Raw genomic sequence first — 17,421 nt, 5'->3', positions numbered from 1 at the left:
CTCACACCACCCGTTCCCGGACCCGACCGAACAGACCCGCCGGCCGGACCATGAGGATCGCGATCAGCACCACGAACACCGCTATGTTGCTGTACTCACTGCCCAGTTCCAGGGCGGCGTAGGACTCGACAAGGCCGACGGTGAGACCGCCGATCAGCGCGCCCGGCAGGGATCCGAAACCACCGATGGCCAGCGCCACGAAGCCCTTGATCGCCAGTGCGGAACCGAGCGTGGCCACCGCGAAGGTCTTGGGCCCCACGAAGAGTCCGAGAAAGCCGGCGAGCGCGCCCGATGCGGCGAAGGCGCCGAGCGCGAGCGCGCGGACGTTGACGCCGCGCAGCATGGCGGCCTCGCGATCCTCGGAGATGCCGAGTAGCGCAAGCCCGGTGACGGTCCGCTTGCTGAACTGACCGAGCAGCACCACGAGCGCGATCGCAAGGACCAGCAGCGCGATCTCCACGGGGTACGTGCGGCCACCGAGCAGGGTGATCGGTTCGTTGGAGCCGAAGAACGGCACCGTCAACGGCTCGCTCCCCCAGATCAGCTGTGTCGCACCGCTGATCAGCGTCGCGACCCCCAGTGTGGTGACGAGTTGGTTCTGGTGGTCCTTCACGGGCCGGACCGCGATCACCTCCTCGAGTCCGGCAAGGATCATCACCGTCACGGTCGCCATCACGGCGACGACGAGGATCGGGAGTTTCAGGGTCACCAGGCCGGTGTACGCGACGAAGGTGCCGACCATCATCAGCTGCGCCTGCGCGAAGTTGAAGGTGTTGGACGAGACGAACACGATGTTGTAACCGATCGCAACCAGCGTGTAGACGGCGCCGAGTGCGAGGCCCGACCAGAGAATGGTCATCTGCTCCACTCCTCACGAAGGTGCGGCCGCCGCCAGGGCGACCGCACCGTCAGCAATCAGGGGATCGATCAGGCGGCAGGGTTGCTGTACTGACCGTTGAGCAACTTGCTCGGCGGAACGAACTTGTAGGCCGCGTCGCCGGGCTTCGACGCGTGCGATTCCGCCGTGTAGTGGTAAGCAGGCGCGAAGGCGGTCTTCGCGGTGTCGAGAACCTCCTGGTTCTCCAGTGCGTCGGCCAATGCCTCCGGGTCGGTTGACGATCCGACCTTGTTCGCGGCCGCCACCACGAGCGGAAGCGCGTCATAGTTGTCCGCGAGAATCAACGTCGAGGGGATGTCGCCGAGCGCCTTCATGTTCTCGACCATGGTGTTGACGGCCGCATCGTCCGGGTTGTAGACGGTGCTCGACAGCACGTGCATCACCAGGTTCGCGGTGGCCGGAGTGCCCAGCACACCCTCCGGCGCGGGCTTGGACACGAGCGAGGTGCCCGAGACCGAGGTGTTGCCGATCAGAGGGATGTTCCATTCGAGCCGCTGCAGGCTGTTCAGCAGATAGCCGAGCGGTGCGCCGTAGGCGTCGATGACCAGTGCCTGAGTTCCCTTGTTCTTGAGCGCCTGGAGCTGTGCCGTCATGTCGAGCGCGGCAACGTCGTACTCCTCGGATCCCGTGCTGCTCACCCCTTCAGCGCCGAGCGCGTCCTCCATCGCCTCGCCGAAGACCTCCCCGTAAGCGCTGCTGCCATGGATGGTTCCCACCGACTGGTAGCCCTTGCCCTTGATGTATCGCGCCATCGTGGCGGCGTTCTCGTCTGGGCCCGAAGCCAGGTCGAAATTGAGCGGGAACTCCTTCGGGTCCGACGATTCCGCGGTCGGCCCGATGTTGAAGGACAGGATCTTGTTCTGCTTGAGGATCGGCAGGGTCGCGGCGGACACCGTCGATGGCCCCGAATTCAGGTACAGGTCAGGCTTCTTGCCGGAGGCGACGGCCTCGCGCAGGTTCGAGACCGCCCTGGTGGCGTCGCCACCGTCGTCGACCACGGTGAGTTCGACCTGGCGACCACCGATGCCACCGGCCTTGTTCACGGCCTCGGCACCCGCCTTCGCGGAGAGGATCGAGGTCTGGGAGTTCGCGGCCAGTGCACCCTGACCACTGATGGCGCCGGTGACGAGCACCCGGTACGGACCGTCCGATCCGCTCTCGGCGCCAGAGCTCGATCCGGAGCAGCCCGCGAGCGCGAGCGCGGACACAGCGAGCGCCGCTACGAGGGCAGAATGCCGATTTTTCATGCAGGTCTCCTCGTTCGGATAAGCAAGCAGTTGCTTGGGGCGAGCGTAAGGGTGTGATCTAGGTAACGTCAAGCGTGACACTGTGATCGGGATAACGAAACGAATTGAATTGCAACACGTTTCAGACAAGTCCTGCGGATGCGACTGGACGCTGGACGCCACCACCTGGCGCCCAGCGTCCTTCAGAGTCGTCAAACTGGTCGTCGCCGAACTGGACCTGTCCCGATCAGTTCGGGGACGGAGTGGTCACTCGCTCGCCACGATGAGCTCGAATCCCTTGTACCCGGCGGCCGCGACCTCGGCGATGATCTCGCCGTAGGCACCGAAGCCGCCGACGAACGGCATGAACACCCGCGGCTTGCCGGGGATGTTGGCGCCGAGGTACCACGAGTTCGCCGTGGTCATGAGTGTGGATGCGGCCCGCTCGGTGCACTCGCGTCCCCACGAGGTGACCGCATCGGCGGTCGCCTCGATGGCGACGGCGCCGTGGGTGTCGAGGTGCTCGATGAGGTCGGCGACCCAGTTCACGTGCAGCTCCGAGTGCAGCACCATGTTCGCGAGCACCGACGGGCTGCCCGGCCCGGTCAGGTTGAACAGGTTGGGGAACCCGTCCGTGCCGAGGCCGAGGTAGGTCCGCGGGCCCTCCGCCCACGCCTGGTTCAGCGTCCGGCCGTCGCGGCCGACGATGTTCACCTTCTCGAGCGAACCGGTCATCGCGTCGAACCCGGTGGCCAGCACGAGGGCGTCCAGCTCGTAGCGCTCGCCGGTCGTGTCGACGCCCGTCTCGTCGATGCGGGCGATCGGGGTGGCCTTGAGGTTCACCAGGTTGACGTTGGCGCGGTTGTAGGTCTGGTAGTAGTTGGCGTCGGTGCAGATCCGCTTGGTGCCGATCGCGTGATCCTTCGGGATCAGCAGCTCCGCGACCTCGGGGTCATCGATGACCGCGCGCACCTTGCCCTCCCAGAACTCCCTGGCGGTGGCGTTGGCGTCGGCGTCGAGCACCTGATCCGGGAACGTCTTGCTGAACAGCACCCCGCCGAGCTGCCAGCGCTTCTCGTAGGCCTCGCGCCGCTCCTCCTCCGAGACCTCGAGGGCGTTGCTGGGGTGCGCCTGGTGCGGGGAACCGCCGCCGCTGAGGAACGAGAGCCTGCGCCGCTCGGCGTAGCCCGCCTTCTGCGCGCGCCTGGTCTCCTCGTCGAGCGGCACGTTGCCTGCGGGCACGCTGTAGTTCGCGCTGCGCTGGAACACGTGCAGCTGCTCCGCCTGCTCCGCGATGAACGGGATCGTCTGGATGCCGGAGGATCCCGTCCCGATCACGCCGACCCGCTTGCCCGTGAAATCGACGCCCTCGTGCGGCCAGTGCGCGGTGTGATAGACCCCGCCCTGGAACTCGTCGAGGCCCTCGATGGCGGGGATGTTCGCGTTCGACAGCGGGCCGACCGCGAAGATGACGAAGCGGGCGGAGATCGTCTCGCCCGCGTCGGTGCTGACCTGCCAGCGCAGCGTCTGCTCGTCGAGCACCGTGTCGGTCACCCTGGTGCCGAAGGTGATGTCGCGGCGCAGGTCGAAGCGATCCGCGACGTGGTTGACGTAGCGCAGGATCTCCGGCTGGGTGGCGTACTTCTCGCTCCAGTCCCAATCCTGCTGCAGCTCTTCGGAGAACGAGTACGAGTAGTCGACGCTCTCGACGTCGCAGCGCGCGCCGGGGTACCTGTTCCAGTACCAGACGCCGCCGACCCCGTCGCCCGCCTCGAACACCCGCACCGCCAGCCCTGCTCCGCGGAGCCGATGGAGCGCGTAGAGCCCGGCAAAGCCGGCGCCGACGACGACCACGTCGACGTCGGCTCCTGTGTCGGCCTGAGGGGAAGGGGTCCCTGCGGACGAAGCTGACTGGGCGTTCACGGTGACTGCCTTTCGCTGGAGACTCTCTCTCCAGCGACGCTATTGCGGCGGCGTCACCGTGGCCTACCGCCCCTCCCGCTGACCGGGCGGTGCGATGCCCTGACCCGGATCAGTACAGCGGGTCGTGCCGCATGTTCTCGACCGGGACGCCCTTGGCCTGCAGCCGGAACTTCGCGGTCTGGATCGTCGAGGCGGACCCGACGATCTGGATGTCGTGGTTCGACCAGTCACCGAAATCGGCGGCGACGGCGCTGACCTTGCCGGTGATCCGCTTGTACATCCCGGCGGGCGGCGTCGGGATCGGGTCGAGGTGGAACCAGGGGTTGTCGTCCTCCTCGGACACCGGGATGACGGTCAGCCATGGGTTCGTCAGCGACAGCTGCCACAGGGTCTCGATGTCGTACAGGTCGCACGGGTAGTTGCCGCCAACGAACACGTGCACGTTCGGGTTGTTCGCGCGCATCGCCATCTCCATCAGCTGCGCGCGCAGCGGGGCGATGCCCGTTCCCGACCCGATCATCAGCATGTCCCGGTTCTGGGTGCGGTCCACGCCGAGCGCGCCGAGCGGGGAACCCATCACCCAGGTGTCGCCGAGGTTGGTCTGGCCGACCATCGCCGGGCTCACCCAGCCGCCGGAGACACGCCGGACATGGAACTCGATCTGCCCCTCGGGGTTCGCCGGGATGGCGGGCGAGAGGTAGCGCCACATGCGGGGACGGCCGGGGACGGTCACGCTCACGTACTGGCCCGCGCCGTACTCCATCGGCCGGTCCAGCTGCAGCCGGACCACCGCGACGTCCTGGAGCACCTGCTTGTGCTCGACGACGGTGCCGGTCCAGGTCGCCGGGCCGGTCTCGGCGTTGGCGGCCTCCATCATCACCGAGGCGATCAGGGCGATGGCCTCGCGCCAGGCGTTGTCGACCTCGTCGGTCCACATCTCGTTGCCCGCGAAGTTCTTGAGCGCGAAGATCAGCGCGTTACCGACCGCGGTGTAGTGCGCGTCGACCACGCCGTACTTGCGGTGATCGCGGCCGAGCTGGGCGAGGAACAGGAGAACCGGCTCCGGATCGTCGAGCTGGTCGATGACGTAGGCGATCGCGTGGACCAGCCGCTCTCGCTGGGCCTCCATCGCGGCGGGGAAGAACTCGCGGACGTCGGGGTTGTTCGCGAACAACACGGAGTAGAACGACTGCGTCAGTCGAGCCGGTCCGTCGTCGATTGCCGCCACGGCCTTGAAGGTCGTTCGGACAAGCGAAATAGCCGTTGAATCCACTGCAGAGTCCCCGTTCCGCATACAAACGCGGCCTGCGGTGTCCTCTGCAGGTCGCGTGGCCCCTCCGGCTGGTTGCCGTTGGGTTTGGGGAAGTCTAGCGAGGAATCGCCGCATCCGAAACACGTACTAGTAGAACGTCCGTTCAACTCGCAGACTGCCGGTTCTCACACTAGGGTCTTCGTCGATGTGAGGCCGCCGCGGGGGCGGCAGAATGGAGTTCCGTCACCGTGGTCATAGCCTCCGGAGAGGAAGGGCTCCGCGACATTTCGGCCGCGAGCGCCCGGACATCGACAACCGAGGACCTGGATCGGCGGTTGCGGGAGTGCACCGAGTTCTTCTCGCAACCGGAGCTGGCGCACCTGCCCGCGGAACGGCACACGGCGGCACTCGACGAGTTCGCGCTCACCGGACGCTACGAGCACACCACCGAGGAACTCCTGATCGGGGCGAAGCTTGCCTGGCGGAACCACGCGCGCTGCGTTGGGCGCAATCACTGGCGAACCCTCAAGCTGATCGATGCCCGCCACGCGGTGACCGCGGCGGCGCTGGCCGAGGCGTGCTGGGAACACCTGCGGGTCGCCACCAACGGCGGCGCGCTGCAGTCGGTGATCACCATCGGCCCGCGGCCGCTCCCGGACGGCCGGGAGTTCCGCATCCTCAGCCCCCAGCTGATCCGCTACGCGGGATATCGCAACGAGGACGGCAGCATCACCGGCGACCCGTGGCACGTCGCCCTCACCGAACAGGTGACGAAGATGGGCTGGAAGGGCGAGGGCACCCGGTTCGACGTCCTGCCGCTGCTGATCTCGGTCCCCGATGAGCCGCTGCAGTGGTTCGAGGTGCCCGAGGACCTGGTTCTCGAGGTCCCGCTCGAGCACCCGAACTACAAGTGGTTCGCCAAGCTGGGCCTCAAGTGGCACGCGGTGCCCGCGGTGTCGAACATGGACCTGGAGATCGGCGGGCTCACCTATCCCTGCGCACCGTTCAACGGCTGGTACGTGAGCACCGAGGTCGGTGCCCGCAACTTCAGCGACGAGGACCGGTACGACATGCTGCCGACCATCGCCAAGAAGCTGCGGCTCGACATGAGCTCGGACCGCACGCTCTGGAAGGACCGGGCGCTGGTCGAGCTGAACCGGGCCGTCATCCACAGCTACCGGGAGGCGGGGGTGATCATGGTCGACCACCACACGGTGGCCAAGCAGTTCCTCGACTTCGTCGGCCGCGAGGAGAAGGCCGGGCGCACCTGCCCGACGGACTGGTCGTGGATCAACCCGCCGATGTCCGCGGCATTGACGCCGACCTTCCACCGGCTCTACGACGACCCCGATCTCGATGTCCGGCCGAACTTCGTCAGCAGGACACCGGCTTCCGGCTGCCCGATCTGATCCATCAGGACGAGGGGACCGTCGCCACCACCCGGGTGCCCTCCCCCGGCGCCGACGTCAGCTCCAGGGTCCCGCCCAGGTTCTCGATCCGGAGGAACTGCGAGGCCAGCCCGATGTGCCCCTCGGCGACGCGCGCGGGCAGGTCGTCCGGATCGAACCCGACACCGTCGTCGGCCACCTCCAGGGTGATGGCCGTGGACGTGCGGGCCAGCAGCACATCGACCCGGCGCGCGTGCGCATGCTTGTCGATGTTGCCGAGCGCCTCCCTGGCCACCCGGTAGAGCAGCGACTGGCAGTCCGGCCTGCCCACCTCCGCCAGCCGCACCCGCATCTCGTAGCCGCCGCGGCGGCCGTGCCCGTCGGCCAGCTCACGCAGCGCCGCCGTCAGGCCCAGCTGCTCGAGCACCTGCGGGTGCAGTGTGGTGACCGTCGAACGGAGCTGTGCGGCGGTCTCCCGCAGCGTGGCCTCCGCCGCCACCAGCGCGGGGTCCCGGTCGCGCTCGATCGCCTCCTCGAGGTCCATCCGGGCGGCGAGGACGTTCTGCAGCGGGCCGTCGTGCAGGTGCTCGGCCAGTCGCCTGCGCTCGCGCTCCTCCGCCCCCATCGACTCGGCGACCAGACGCCGGCGCACGTCCAGCAGCGAGATCACGGTTCCCGAGCGGCGCACAAGGACGAAGGACAGCGCGGTGGTCGCGGCGGTGAGCCACAGCAGGAAACCGAAGTACAGGAACACAACTCCCGGCAGGTCGACGAGGTCGTCGCGGACCGCGTAGAAGATCCACACCAGCAGGTAGCCGACGGCCGTGCAGATGCCGAGGGACGCGGTCAGCGCGGGCCGGTACTGGAACGCCACCGCCACCGGCAGCAGGAAGAACACCGGCAGCAGCGAGGAGGTCGCACCGCCGGACGCCAGGCAGAGCGCGAGCAGCGCCGCGATGTCGACGCCGGTCGATGCCCAGCCCGCCCACGGCCGCACCTGCCTGCGCAGCACCACCGCGAGCCACACCGCGGCCGCGACGGCGTACCCGAGCAGGACCAGACGGAACAGGGTCGGCATCCAGTGCTCGATGCGGACGACCGGACCCAGCAGCGCGATCAGCGCGATCAGCGGGAGCCGCAGGACGGCGGTGACCCGCACGGCCTCCGTCGCGTACCGCTCGACGACGCGGTCCCGATCGCGGCCCGCCACGTCACTCCAGCAATCCCCGGCGCATGGCCTCGGCCACCGCCGCCGCGCGATCGCTCACCCCCAACTTCTCGTACAGCCGCTGCACGTGGGTCTTCACCGTGGACGGCGCCAGGAACAGCTCGCCCGCGATGGCAGGGATCGTCAACCCGCGGGCGATGGCCGCCAGCACCTCCCGCTCGCGGGCGCTCAGCGCCGGACCGGTGGGCTCGGCGTGCCGCCGGACCTCGCCGAGCAGGCCCGCGGCCAGGCCGGCGGGGAGCACGTCGCGGCCCTTCGCGCAGTCGAGGACCGCGGCCACGATCTCGGCCCGCGTCGACTCCTTGGGCAGGAACCCGGCCGCGCCCTCCTGCACTGCGTGGTACACGATCGCGGACTCGTCGTGCGCGGAGAGCAGCAACACCCGGGTTCCCAGTTCGTCGCGGCGCACGGCGGCCGCGACCTGACTCCCGTCGAGCTGCGGCATCCGGTAGTCGACCAGCGCGACCTGCGGTCGGTGCTCCCGGATCAGCGCCAGCGCGGCGGCCCCGTCGTCGGCCTCCCCCACCACCTCGACGGCGCCGCTCCCGACGAGCGCCCGGACGACGCCGTCACGAAAGAGCGGATGATCGTCGGCGACCACGACGCGTACCTTCTCGACCATCGGTCACCACGACCCGAGACCGGTCATGGCTCACTGTCTCACGGGACTCCGACCGCGACCAGGCAATTCGCCGGATACGGACATCCGGAAACACGACTGCCCCCGACCGATCGGTCGGGGGCAGTCGTTGGCGATGAGGGATCAGCGCTCGTGCCTGGGCTTCCAGACGACCAGCGCGTTGTTACGCGGGATCGGCACCAGATCCCGCCGATAGCTCGCGTGCACCTGGGCGATCTCGGCAGCCATCTCGGTGACCCGCCGTTGCAGCGCCTCCACCTGATTGGTCAGCTCGATGATCCGCTTGATGCCCGCCAGGTTGACGCCCTCGTCCTGGGACAGCCGCTGCACCTCGCGCAGCAGTGCCACGTCCCGGGGCGAGTAGCGGCGACCCCCACCGGTGGTGCGGTGCGGGGTCACCAGGCCGAGCCGGTCGTAGGTCCGCAGCGTCTGGGCGTGCATGCCCGCCAGTTCCGCGGCCACCGAGATCACGAAGACCTGGGCGTCCGGGTCCGTGGGTATGTCAGACCGGCTGTGGCCTGGCCCCCGGGGCGCGGTCATCACGCACCCGCCCAGCCCGCACGCGGATCGAATCCGCTGGCCTTCTCGGCCGACAGATAGGTCTGCAGTGCCTCGGTGGCGGTCTCGTCGAGATCCTGCGGCACCGCGACCTTGACGGTCACGAGCAGATCGCCAGCACCGCCGCTGCGCTTGGGCACCCCGCGACCGCGTACCCGGAGGATCCGGCCGTCCACGGTGCCTGCCGGGATCTTGACGCCGACCCGGCCCTCGAGCGTGGGCACGGAAACCGTGGTGCCGAGCACCAGTTCGCCGTAGCTGACCGGCACGGTGACGGTCAGGTCGTCGCCGTTGCGGCCGAACACCTTGTCCGCCTTGACGTGCACGGTGACGTACAGGTCGCCCGACGGCGCGCCGCGCAGGCCCGCCTCGCCCTGCCCGGCCAGCCTGATCCGCTGCCCGTCGCTCACGCCCTTCGGGATCCGGACGGTGAGGTTGCGGGTGCGGTTCTGCACGCCGGTGCCGTGGCAGTCGGTGCACGGGTCGTCGATGATCGAGCCGGTGCCGCGGCAGTCGTCGCACGGCTCGCTGAACCCGAACGCGCCCTGGTTCCGGCTGACGATTCCGGAACCGTTGCAGCGCGGGCACACCCGCGGGCTGGTGCCCGGCTTCGCACCGCTGCCGTGGCAGGTGATGCAGGAGGCCGGGCTGGTCAGCCGCAGCGGAACCGTCACGCCCGTCGCGGCCTCGCGGAACGGCAGGGTGGTCTCGGCCTCGACGTCGCTGCCCCGCTGGGGGCGGGTGCTCGTTCCTGCCCGCGTGCCGCCACCGCGACCGCCGCCGAACAGGCCGCCGAAGATGTCGCCGATGCCGCCGTCACCGGTGGAGGTGTAGCTGGTGCCACCGCCGAACAGGTCGCCGATGTTGAACTCGCCGCCCCCGAATCCGCCGCCGCCCGTGCTGTACTCGGCGCCCGGACGGTAACCACCGCGGCCGAAGCCGCCGCTGGCGAACAGCCGGCGGGCCTCGTCGTATTCCTTGCGCTTGGCGGCATCCGAGAGCACGGCGTTCGCCTCACTCACGGCCTTGAACCGCTCCTCGGCCGCCGTGTCACCGGGGTTGGCGTCGGGATGCAGATCCCGCGCCAGCTTCCGGTAGGCCTTCTTGATCTCGTCTGCCGAAGCATCAGAGGAGACGCCCAGCTCCTTGTAGAAGTCCTTCTCGATCCACTCCCGCTCACTCACCGGGCGTCTCCTCCTCTCGTTGCTTCCTGTGTAACTACTCCGAGGCCCCGTCCGGCGCAGGCGCGCCGTCCGTGACCGTCACCATCGCCGTCCGCAGGATCCGGTCGCCGAGGCGGTAGCCCTTGCGAAGGACCGTCCCGAGCACCGGATGGTCACCGTCTCCCTCGACCTGCACGGCCTCGTGCAGCTCCGGGGAGAAGGCGTCGCCCTCGTCGCCGAACGCCGCCAGACCGAGACCCTCCAGCACCCCTGCGAGCTTGCCGGACAGCGCCTTCAGCGGGCCGGACTCCAGGTCACCGTGCGCGCGGGCCCGGTCGAGGTCGTCCACCACATCGAGGAACTTGCCGACCACCGAGGCCCGTTCCGCCGCGACCGCCTGGTCGATGCGGACGAGCGAATTCCGGCGGATGTTCGCGATCTCCGCCTTCGCGTAGCCCAGTTCGGTGCTGGCCTTCTCGAGCTCCGAGGTAAGCGTGAGCAGCTCGTCCACGGTCTCCTCGGTGTCGGCCGCGGCCCCGGCCGCCGCATCAGCGGCGGCCGGGGTCTCGGTGTCGACTACTGGTTCGCGGTCGGCGTCCCGTTCGGTCACTTCTTGTCCTGATCGGAAGGCTCGTCCACGACCTCGGCGTCGACGACATCGTCACCCTGGCTCGGGGCGGCGCCATCGGTGCCGGCCGCAGCCTCATCGGCCTGCGCCTTGTAGATCGCCTCGCCCAGGGCCTGGGATTCGGTGGCGAGCTTCTCCACGGCGGACTTCACCGCGGAGATGTCGCTGCCGGCAAGGGCGGTGTTGGCCTCCGTGATGGCGGCCTCGACCTTCTCCTTGACATCCGCAGGCACCTTGTCCTCGTTGTCCTTGATGAACTTCTCGGTCTGGTGCACCAGCGACTCGGCCTGGTTGCGGACCTCGGCCTCCTCGCGGCGGGCCTTGTCCTCCTCGGCGTGCGCCTCGGCGTCCTTGACCATCCGCTCGATCTCCTCCTTGGACAGGCCGGAGCCGTCCTGGATCTTGATCGTGTTCTCCTTGCCGGTGCCCTTGTCCTTCGCGGTCACGTGCACGATGCCGTTGGCATCGATGTCGAAGGTGACCTCGATCTGCGGCACGCCGCGCGGGGCCGGCGGGATGCCCGCGAGCTCGAAGGATCCCAGGAGCTTGTTGTGCGAAGCGATCTCGCGCTCACCCTGGAACACCTGGATCTGCACCGACGGCTGGTTGTCGTCCGCCGTGGTGAAGGTCTCCGAACGCTTGGTCGGGATGGTGGTGTTGCGCTCGATGAGCTTGGTCATCACGCCACCCTTGGTCTCGATGCCGAGGGAGAGCGGGGTGACGTCGAGGAGCAGCACGTCCTTGACCTCGCCCTTGAGGACGCCGGCCTGCAGGGCGGCGCCGATGGCGACGACCTCGTCCGGGTTCACGCCCTTGTTGGGCTCACGGCCACCGGTCAGCTCGCGGACCAGGTCCGAGACTGCGGGCATACGGGTGGAACCACCGACGAGCACGACGTTGTCGATGTCCTTGACCGAGATACCGCTGTCCTTGATCACGGCCTGGAACGGCGCACGGGTGCGGTCGAGCAGGTCGGAGGTGATCTTCTGGAACTCGGCGCGGGTCAGCTGCTCGTCGAGGAACAGCGGGTTCTTGTCCGCGTCCACGGTGATGTACGGCAGGTTGATCGAGGTGCTCTGCGAGGAGGACAGCTCGATCTTCGCCTTCTCGGCGGCCTCGCGCAGACGCTGCAGGGCCATCTTGTCCTTGGTCAGGTCGATGCCGCTGGACGCCTTGAACTTGTCGACGAGCCAGGAGACGATGCGCTCGTCCCAGTCGTCGCCACCGAGGTGGTTGTCACCGGAGGTCGCGCGGACCTCGACGACGCCGTCGCCGATCTCGAGCAGGGACACGTCGAAGGTGCCGCCGCCGAGGTCGAAGACCAGGATGGTCTGTTCCTTCTCGCCCTTGTCCAGGCCGTACGCCAGCGCGGCCGCGGTGGGCTCGTTGACGATGCGGAGCACGTTGAGGCCGGCGATCTGGCCGGCTTCCTTGGTGGCCTGACGCTGCGCGTCCTCGAAGTACGCGGGCACGGTGATGACGGCGTCGGTGATCTCCTCACCGAGGTACGCCTCGGCGTCGCGCTTCAGCTTCATGAGCGTGCGCGCGCTGATCTCCTGCGACGTGTACTTCTTGCCGTCGATCTCGACGTTCCAGTCGGTGCCGACGTGGCGCTTGACCGAGCGGATGGTGCGGTCGACGTTCGTGACCGCCTGGTTCTTTGCGGGCTGGCCGACCAGCACCTCACCGTTCTTGGCGAAGGCGACGATCGACGGGGTGGTGCGCGAGCCCTCGGAGTTGGCGACCACTACGGGCTCGCCGCCTTCGAGCACAGACACGACCGAGTTGGTGGTCCCGAGGTCGATTCCGACCGCACGAGCCATAGTGTTCCTCCTACTTGTCGCAGCACCCCCGGCGACGTGAGCCGCCGGGGCTGGTTGTGCTGGCATTTCTTGGCCATCTCACCCTAAGTGAGTGCTACACGCTCAAGTTTGCAACCCATCGGCGTGGGAGTCAAGCTCGAACTTGAGTCTGGTTCACTCAAGGTTGTCGAAGTGGTCAACGGGGCCGGTTCGCGTTTTGTTCCCGGGCGCCCGAACTTTCTCCGGCGAGTTCCCGTCCCCTGTGGTGATGGTGCGTCGAGGGGTCCGGTCATAGCGTTGGAGGTGTCCGGCGAGCTCCGGCCGCACCACCACACGAACGGTCTGTCGTCATGTCCACCAACCGCATCACCGCGGCCATCCGCACCGCCGCCGTCGCCGCACTGATCGGCCTGCCCGCGCTCGGGCTCGCGGGCGCCGCGGTCGCACACCCCGGCCCGCACCCGCCCGCCGCCGATCCGATCGTCGGATCGGAGGGCGGGGGATGCTCGGAGAATCGGGTCGGCGTCGACGGGGACACCGGCGAACAGCTCTCCTGCCGGCGGGGCCCCGACGGCGCGGGCGCCTGGTCGGGTACCGACGGGAGGATCGTCGGCGTCCACGAGTTCGGATCGCCGTGCGACCCCGCGCTCGACGAGAGGTCGCAGACGCCGGAGGGCCGGGAGATCATGTGCACGCCCACCGATCACCAGTGGCAGTACGACGCCTAGTCCGGGATCCGCGGGGAACCCCGAGCGCGACGCCTACGATCCAGGCATGGACAACGCAGGCGAGCAGGAGTTCGGAGTCCCGCCCCAGGCCGCACCGCCGCAGCCGCCGCACCGCCCGCAGCCACCGCGCCCGGAGTTCGCCGCCACCCCGCTGCGCCCCGCGCCCACCGACGCCCCGCCACGCGCGCTCACCGTCGTCCGATCCGCCTGGATCGGCTCGTTCGCCGTCCTGATCGGCATCGGTGCCGCCACCGCGCTCGAGCTCACCGCTGTCCGCGACGCGCTGGAGTCCGCGCTGTCCGCCGAAAGACCGGGCACCGCCCACCGCGACATCGCCGACACCGTCTCGGTCACCCTGCTGGGCTGCGCATCGGCAGCCGCCCTGTTGCTGGTCGCCGGACTGATCTGTCTGCACCTGCTCAGCGGGCGTCGCAGCGCCGCCCGACTCGCCCTCGCCGTGGTCGGCCTCGTCTCCGTCGCCGCGGCCATCGTGTTCTGGTCGCTGATGGTCGACGCGGGCGAGGCCTCCGGCGGCGTGCTGGAGTGGGCCCCGCTCGTCTACGCCGGACTCGTGATCATCGGCGTCGCGGCGCTTTTCGCGCCCGGGATGAGCCGCTGGCTGCGGCACTGACCGCCGCGGCCGGACGCCTAGCCCGAGAGCTCGGCGAGCACGCCCTCCGCGCTGCGCGCGCCGATCCCGCAGGCGCGCGCGGTGAACTGGTCCAGCAGTGGATGTTCGGCCCAGGTCCGCCACTTGCGCACCGCCGCAAGGGCCGCGGCCCGCTCCGCGGCGACGCCGTCGTCGGGGTGGAGCCCGAGCCGCTCGCTGCGCCCGATGCCGAACCCGCCGACCAGCCGCTGCAGCTGCGCGACGTCATCGTCGGACAGGTTCGGCCGGGTCGAGCGCAATCGCCCGAGCAGCCGCAACTCCTGGAAGCCGTGCACATCGGCGAGCAGTCGTTGCGCCGCGGCGAGGATCGGCGCGGACTCGGCGCGGGGGTGGGCCGAGAGCACGCGGGTGAGCGCGAGCAGGGCCGAGTGTGTCTTGAGCTGATCCGCCCGCTGACCGAACTGCACGTCGATCACCTGCCGAAGCTCGTGGAGGCCGCTGCGCTCGACGAGCTGCGTTGCGAGACTGGGCGAATCGGGCGTGCCCAGCTTGATCAGCGTGACCGCCAGCCGGATTCCGAACAACCCGAAACGGTGCGCCAACTGGGCGCGGGTGTGCGCGTCCACCGGCAGCGGGCTGTCCGGGCGGGCGAACCGGTCCGCGGACAGCATCGCCAGCTGCAGGTCCTCGGGCGGCACCTCGGCCAGCGCACGGAAGGCCTCGTACTCGCGCTGCCGCAGCGTGCGCGCGCCCAGCGCCAGCAGCCCGGCGACCGGGACCACCGCCTGACACAGCCCCGTCAGCTCCAACTCGGTGGCGAAGCGGGACGCGACCTCCTTGGCCGACATCATCGCGTCGAGGCGACCTGCCCCCACCTCGTCCGCGCGCGAGACCACTCCGACGACCCCGAGGGGTCCGGACTCACCGCCGACGTGGGAGCCGATCTGACCGAGGAATGCGACGTCGGTGGCGGCGAGGGTGCGCAAGAGGTACACCACGGCATCCGCGCCGGAGGCCGAATCCTCCGGGGTCAGCATCTCCAGCGTGCGGGCCGAGACGTCGCGCGAGAGCGAGGACGTGCCGGGGGTGTCGATGATGGTGGTGTTGGTGAGCGCCCGCGCAGGCCACTCCACGTCCAGCCGGTCCACCTCCGCGGCCGTCATCGCGCCGAGGTCGAAGGTGAGGCTGCTGCCCTCGCGCCGCTGGACGGGCACGTTGAAGGACTGGTCGCCGTGATGCCACGCGGTGACCGTCGGCGTCGGACCCTGCCGGTACCAGGTGACGACGCGGGTGCACTCCGTGGCGTCGGTCGGCGCGATGTCCTGCCCCACAAGCGCATTGAGCAAGGTCGACTTACCGGCCTTCAACGACCCCGCGAGCGCGACCCGGAGCGGCTGATCGATCCGCTCGGCGCACTCGTCGAGTTGCCTGCGCACCGCGGGATCGCCCACATACACCTCACGCGCCGCACCGATCAGTGCCCGCGCCTGCGCCAGCGCGCCAGCGCTCACCGTTCGATCTCCACCGGGAGCATCTGTGCCGCAAGCTCCTTGAGCTCGCTCAGCGCGCGCATGTCCCGCTCGATCTGGGCGGCGCGCTGGGTTCGTTCGGTGGTGGCCAGGTTCGCGGCCTCCTGCGCGGCGCGCAGCGAGTCGTTGAGTGAGCGCAGGGTCTGCTCGGCGATGGCGGTGAAGTGGTCGCGCAGCAGTCGCTGGATCAGCCGCAGCCGATCCTTAGACTCCTTGTTCACCTGGAAGCTGACGTCGTCGACGAACCGCCGGATCGCGACCTTCGCCTCGCTGCGGCGCTTGAGGATCCGCTGCTCGCGATCCTCCCGATAGGCCTTGGTGCCCAGCACCAGCCCGGCGCCAACCGAGATCGGGTTCACCAGGGCCATCCCCATCAGCGTGGTGATCAGCCCGAACATCAGCACGCCGCCATACGAGCCGCGCATGCCGACGAGCATCTTCTGGGTGATGCCGATGCTCCCCGATTCGAGGTCGGCGAGGGAGCTGACGGGCTCGAGGACCCCGCCCAGGTCGGCGACGTCCAGGTGCGGCAGGTCCACCGACCCGGACTCGGCGAAGTGCCCGGCCACCACCTCGGCAAGCCAGATCGCGCGGTCGTGCGCCCAGACGAAGTTGTCGCCGATCGAGGTCGCGACCTGTTGCTCGAGCCACTCGCCGAGCTCCGCCCAGTCCTTGCCGGGGTCGCCCTCGTCCACGGACTCCTCGGCCTGACGGGTGACGCGGCGCAGCCGGTCCCGCAGGTCGTGGTCGATGTCGGCGGCCAGGTCGGTGACGCCGTCGGACAGGGTCTGCTGCCACAGCGAGGTGCGCTTGTGCAGCTCCTCGGCCGCGACCTTGGCCTTCTGCAGCTCCGCAACGGCCGCGGCGCCCTTTGCCGGGTCACGAAGTGCGGCAAGCTCGCTGCCGAGCGCGAGGGTCAGGTGTTCGGTGACCGAGTGCACGTCCAGCGCCACCGCGCGGCGGGTGGTGAGGTCTCCCCTTGCCACCACCTGCTCCCGCAGGAACGCGTAGAGGTCGGCGAACCCCGACTCGACGTTCAGCTCCTCGTCCTGCAGTCGCACCGCGTGCGAGCGCAGCGCCGACGACACCGGGATCAACGGCACGCTGAGCCCGGCGCGGGCGAGGTGCCCGCGGTCCGCCTCGACGATCTCCCGCCAGTGCGGATACAGATCGGTCTTGCTGATCAGGCAGGCCACGGCCGGGCACAGGCCGAGGACCTGCCGAAGGAACGCGACCTCCGGTTCGGTGAACTCCTGGCTGGCATCCGAGAGCACCAGGACCGCGTCGGCAGCGGGAAGCAGGCCGAGAGTGCTTGCCGCGTGTGGGTTTCCGTGCCCGCCGACGCCGGGGGTGTCCACCAGCACCAGCCCGTCGGCGAGCAGTGGGCTCGGCACGTTCACCTCGACCCGCAGCACCTCGCGTCCGCCTGCCAGCGGCGTCGACGGCGTGACGGCGCTCAGTTCATCGAGCGGCACCGCCACCCTGACGGCATCGGCTCCCGGCTCGGCGAGGACCAACTCCGCGCTCGCCGTCTGCGCGTTCTGCACGACCGTCGGCACCGCGGTGGTCTCGGCGTCGCCGACCGTGCACACGGTCAGGCCGAGCAGCGAGTTCACCAACTGGCTCTTGCCCTGCTTGAGCGGGCCGACCACGACGATCCGCATCCGCGGGTCCAGCACCCTGGTCTTGGCCAGCTCCAGGCGGTCCACCAGATCGGCTCGCCCGGCGGTCCGGGCGATGCCCCCGGTCCGCTCGAGCAGTGCCACCATGTCCGCGGCCGTTGCCTGTCCCGCGGCGGTGCGTTCGACTGCCGAAGCAGCTGCGTTGTCCATGAACCCGACCCACAAT

General features: G+C 69.2%; 15 protein-coding genes. 3 read left to right on the top strand and 12 right to left on the bottom strand.

The window, feature by feature from the left end; translation table 11 throughout:
- Window position 1 precedes the first annotated feature (1 nt).
- The 4 genes from FCG67_RS06320 to FCG67_RS06305 all read right to left on the bottom strand — a co-directional run bounded on the left by FCG67_RS06320 (window position 2) and on the right by FCG67_RS06305 (window position 5,320).
- Complete coding sequence (locus tag FCG67_RS06320) at window positions 2-859, bottom strand: branched-chain amino acid ABC transporter permease (RefSeq protein ID WP_136908217.1); 858 nt, start codon at window positions 857-859, stop codon at window positions 2-4.
- 68 nt (window positions 860-927) lie between these two features.
- Window positions 928-2,145 carry an ABC transporter substrate-binding protein gene (locus FCG67_RS06315; RefSeq protein WP_136908215.1) on the bottom strand — a complete coding sequence of 406 codons (1,218 nt, stop codon included), beginning with the start codon at window positions 2,143-2,145 and terminating at the stop codon, window positions 928-930.
- Window positions 2,146-2,391: 246 nt separating this feature from the next.
- Window positions 2,392-3,978 (bottom strand): flavin-containing monooxygenase, encoded by a 1,587-nt coding sequence (locus FCG67_RS06310; RefSeq protein ID WP_246044905.1) that lies wholly within the window; start codon window positions 3,976-3,978, stop codon window positions 2,392-2,394.
- Window positions 3,979-4,156: 178 nt separating this feature from the next.
- The gene (locus FCG67_RS06305) at window positions 4,157-5,320 is read right to left on the bottom strand and encodes a globin domain-containing protein (protein WP_169310458.1); all 1,164 of its coding nucleotides are present in this window, start codon (window positions 5,318-5,320) and stop codon (window positions 4,157-4,159) included.
- A 263-nt stretch (window positions 5,321-5,583) separates the two neighbouring features.
- On the opposite strand from FCG67_RS06305, the gene FCG67_RS06300 reads away from it, so the two are divergent.
- Window positions 5,584-6,708, top strand: coding sequence for a nitric oxide synthase oxygenase (locus FCG67_RS06300; RefSeq protein WP_211243150.1), 1,125 nt, complete (start codon window positions 5,584-5,586; stop codon window positions 6,706-6,708).
- 4 nt (window positions 6,709-6,712) lie between these two features.
- Here FCG67_RS06300 and FCG67_RS06295 read toward each other — a convergent pair whose 3' ends face one another.
- The 6 genes from FCG67_RS06295 to dnaK all read right to left on the bottom strand — a co-directional run bounded on the left by FCG67_RS06295 (window position 6,713) and on the right by dnaK (window position 12,727).
- A complete protein-coding gene (locus FCG67_RS06295; protein ID WP_136908207.1) occupies window positions 6,713-7,897 on the bottom strand; it encodes a sensor histidine kinase in 1,185 nt (394 codons plus the stop codon).
- A gap of 1 nt (window position 7,898) precedes the next feature.
- Window positions 7,899-8,537 (bottom strand): response regulator, encoded by a 639-nt coding sequence (locus FCG67_RS06290; protein ID WP_077040433.1) that lies wholly within the window; start codon window positions 8,535-8,537, stop codon window positions 7,899-7,901.
- 141 nt (window positions 8,538-8,678) lie between these two features.
- Entirely contained in the window at window positions 8,679-9,095 is a 417-nt protein-coding gene (locus FCG67_RS06285; RefSeq protein WP_136908205.1) for a heat shock protein transcriptional repressor HspR, read from the bottom strand.
- Window positions 9,095-10,297 carry a molecular chaperone DnaJ gene (dnaJ, locus tag FCG67_RS06280; RefSeq protein WP_136908203.1) on the bottom strand — a complete coding sequence of 401 codons (1,203 nt, stop codon included), beginning with the start codon at window positions 10,295-10,297 and terminating at the stop codon, window positions 9,095-9,097. Before dnaJ ends, FCG67_RS06285 begins: the two co-directional genes overlap by 1 nt.
- A 34-nt stretch (window positions 10,298-10,331) precedes the next feature.
- Window positions 10,332-10,886: a nucleotide exchange factor GrpE gene (gene grpE / locus FCG67_RS06275; RefSeq protein WP_136908201.1), complete on the bottom strand. Its 555-nt coding sequence runs from the start codon at window positions 10,884-10,886 to the stop codon at window positions 10,332-10,334.
- The gene (dnaK, locus tag FCG67_RS06270; RefSeq protein ID WP_136908199.1) at window positions 10,883-12,727 is read right to left on the bottom strand and encodes a molecular chaperone DnaK; all 1,845 of its coding nucleotides are present in this window, start codon (window positions 12,725-12,727) and stop codon (window positions 10,883-10,885) included. The genes grpE and dnaK overlap by 4 nt, the downstream gene beginning before the upstream one ends.
- A 329-nt stretch (window positions 12,728-13,056) precedes the next feature.
- On the opposite strand from dnaK, the gene FCG67_RS06265 reads away from it, so the two are divergent.
- Both FCG67_RS06265 and FCG67_RS06260 read left to right on the top strand, forming a co-directional pair.
- Window positions 13,057-13,434, top strand: a complete 378-nt coding sequence (locus tag FCG67_RS06265) for a hypothetical protein (RefSeq protein ID WP_136908197.1) — start codon at window positions 13,057-13,059, stop codon at window positions 13,432-13,434.
- A gap of 46 nt (window positions 13,435-13,480) precedes the next feature.
- Window positions 13,481-14,065, top strand: a complete 585-nt coding sequence (locus FCG67_RS06260) for a hypothetical protein (protein ID WP_136908195.1) — start codon at window positions 13,481-13,483, stop codon at window positions 14,063-14,065.
- 17 nt (window positions 14,066-14,082) lie between these two features.
- On the opposite strand, the gene FCG67_RS06255 is transcribed toward FCG67_RS06260, so the two are convergent.
- Together FCG67_RS06255 and FCG67_RS06250 are read right to left on the bottom strand one after the other, a co-directional pair.
- The gene (locus tag FCG67_RS06255) at window positions 14,083-15,555 is read right to left on the bottom strand and encodes a dynamin family protein (protein ID WP_136908193.1); all 1,473 of its coding nucleotides are present in this window, start codon (window positions 15,553-15,555) and stop codon (window positions 14,083-14,085) included.
- Window positions 15,552-17,405, bottom strand: coding sequence for a dynamin family protein (locus FCG67_RS06250; protein WP_136908191.1), 1,854 nt, complete (start codon window positions 17,403-17,405; stop codon window positions 15,552-15,554). Before FCG67_RS06250 ends, FCG67_RS06255 begins: the two co-directional genes overlap by 4 nt.
- Between the last annotated feature and the right edge of the window lie 16 nt (window positions 17,406-17,421).

Origin of the sequence: Rhodococcus oryzae, from assembly GCF_005049235.1 — a bacterium.
Classification (GTDB): Bacteria; Actinomycetota; Actinomycetes; order Mycobacteriales; family Mycobacteriaceae; genus Rhodococcus_G; species Rhodococcus_G oryzae.
Note: the sequence above shows the minus strand (reverse complement) of the source record. Positions and strands in the feature narration are given on the sequence as shown.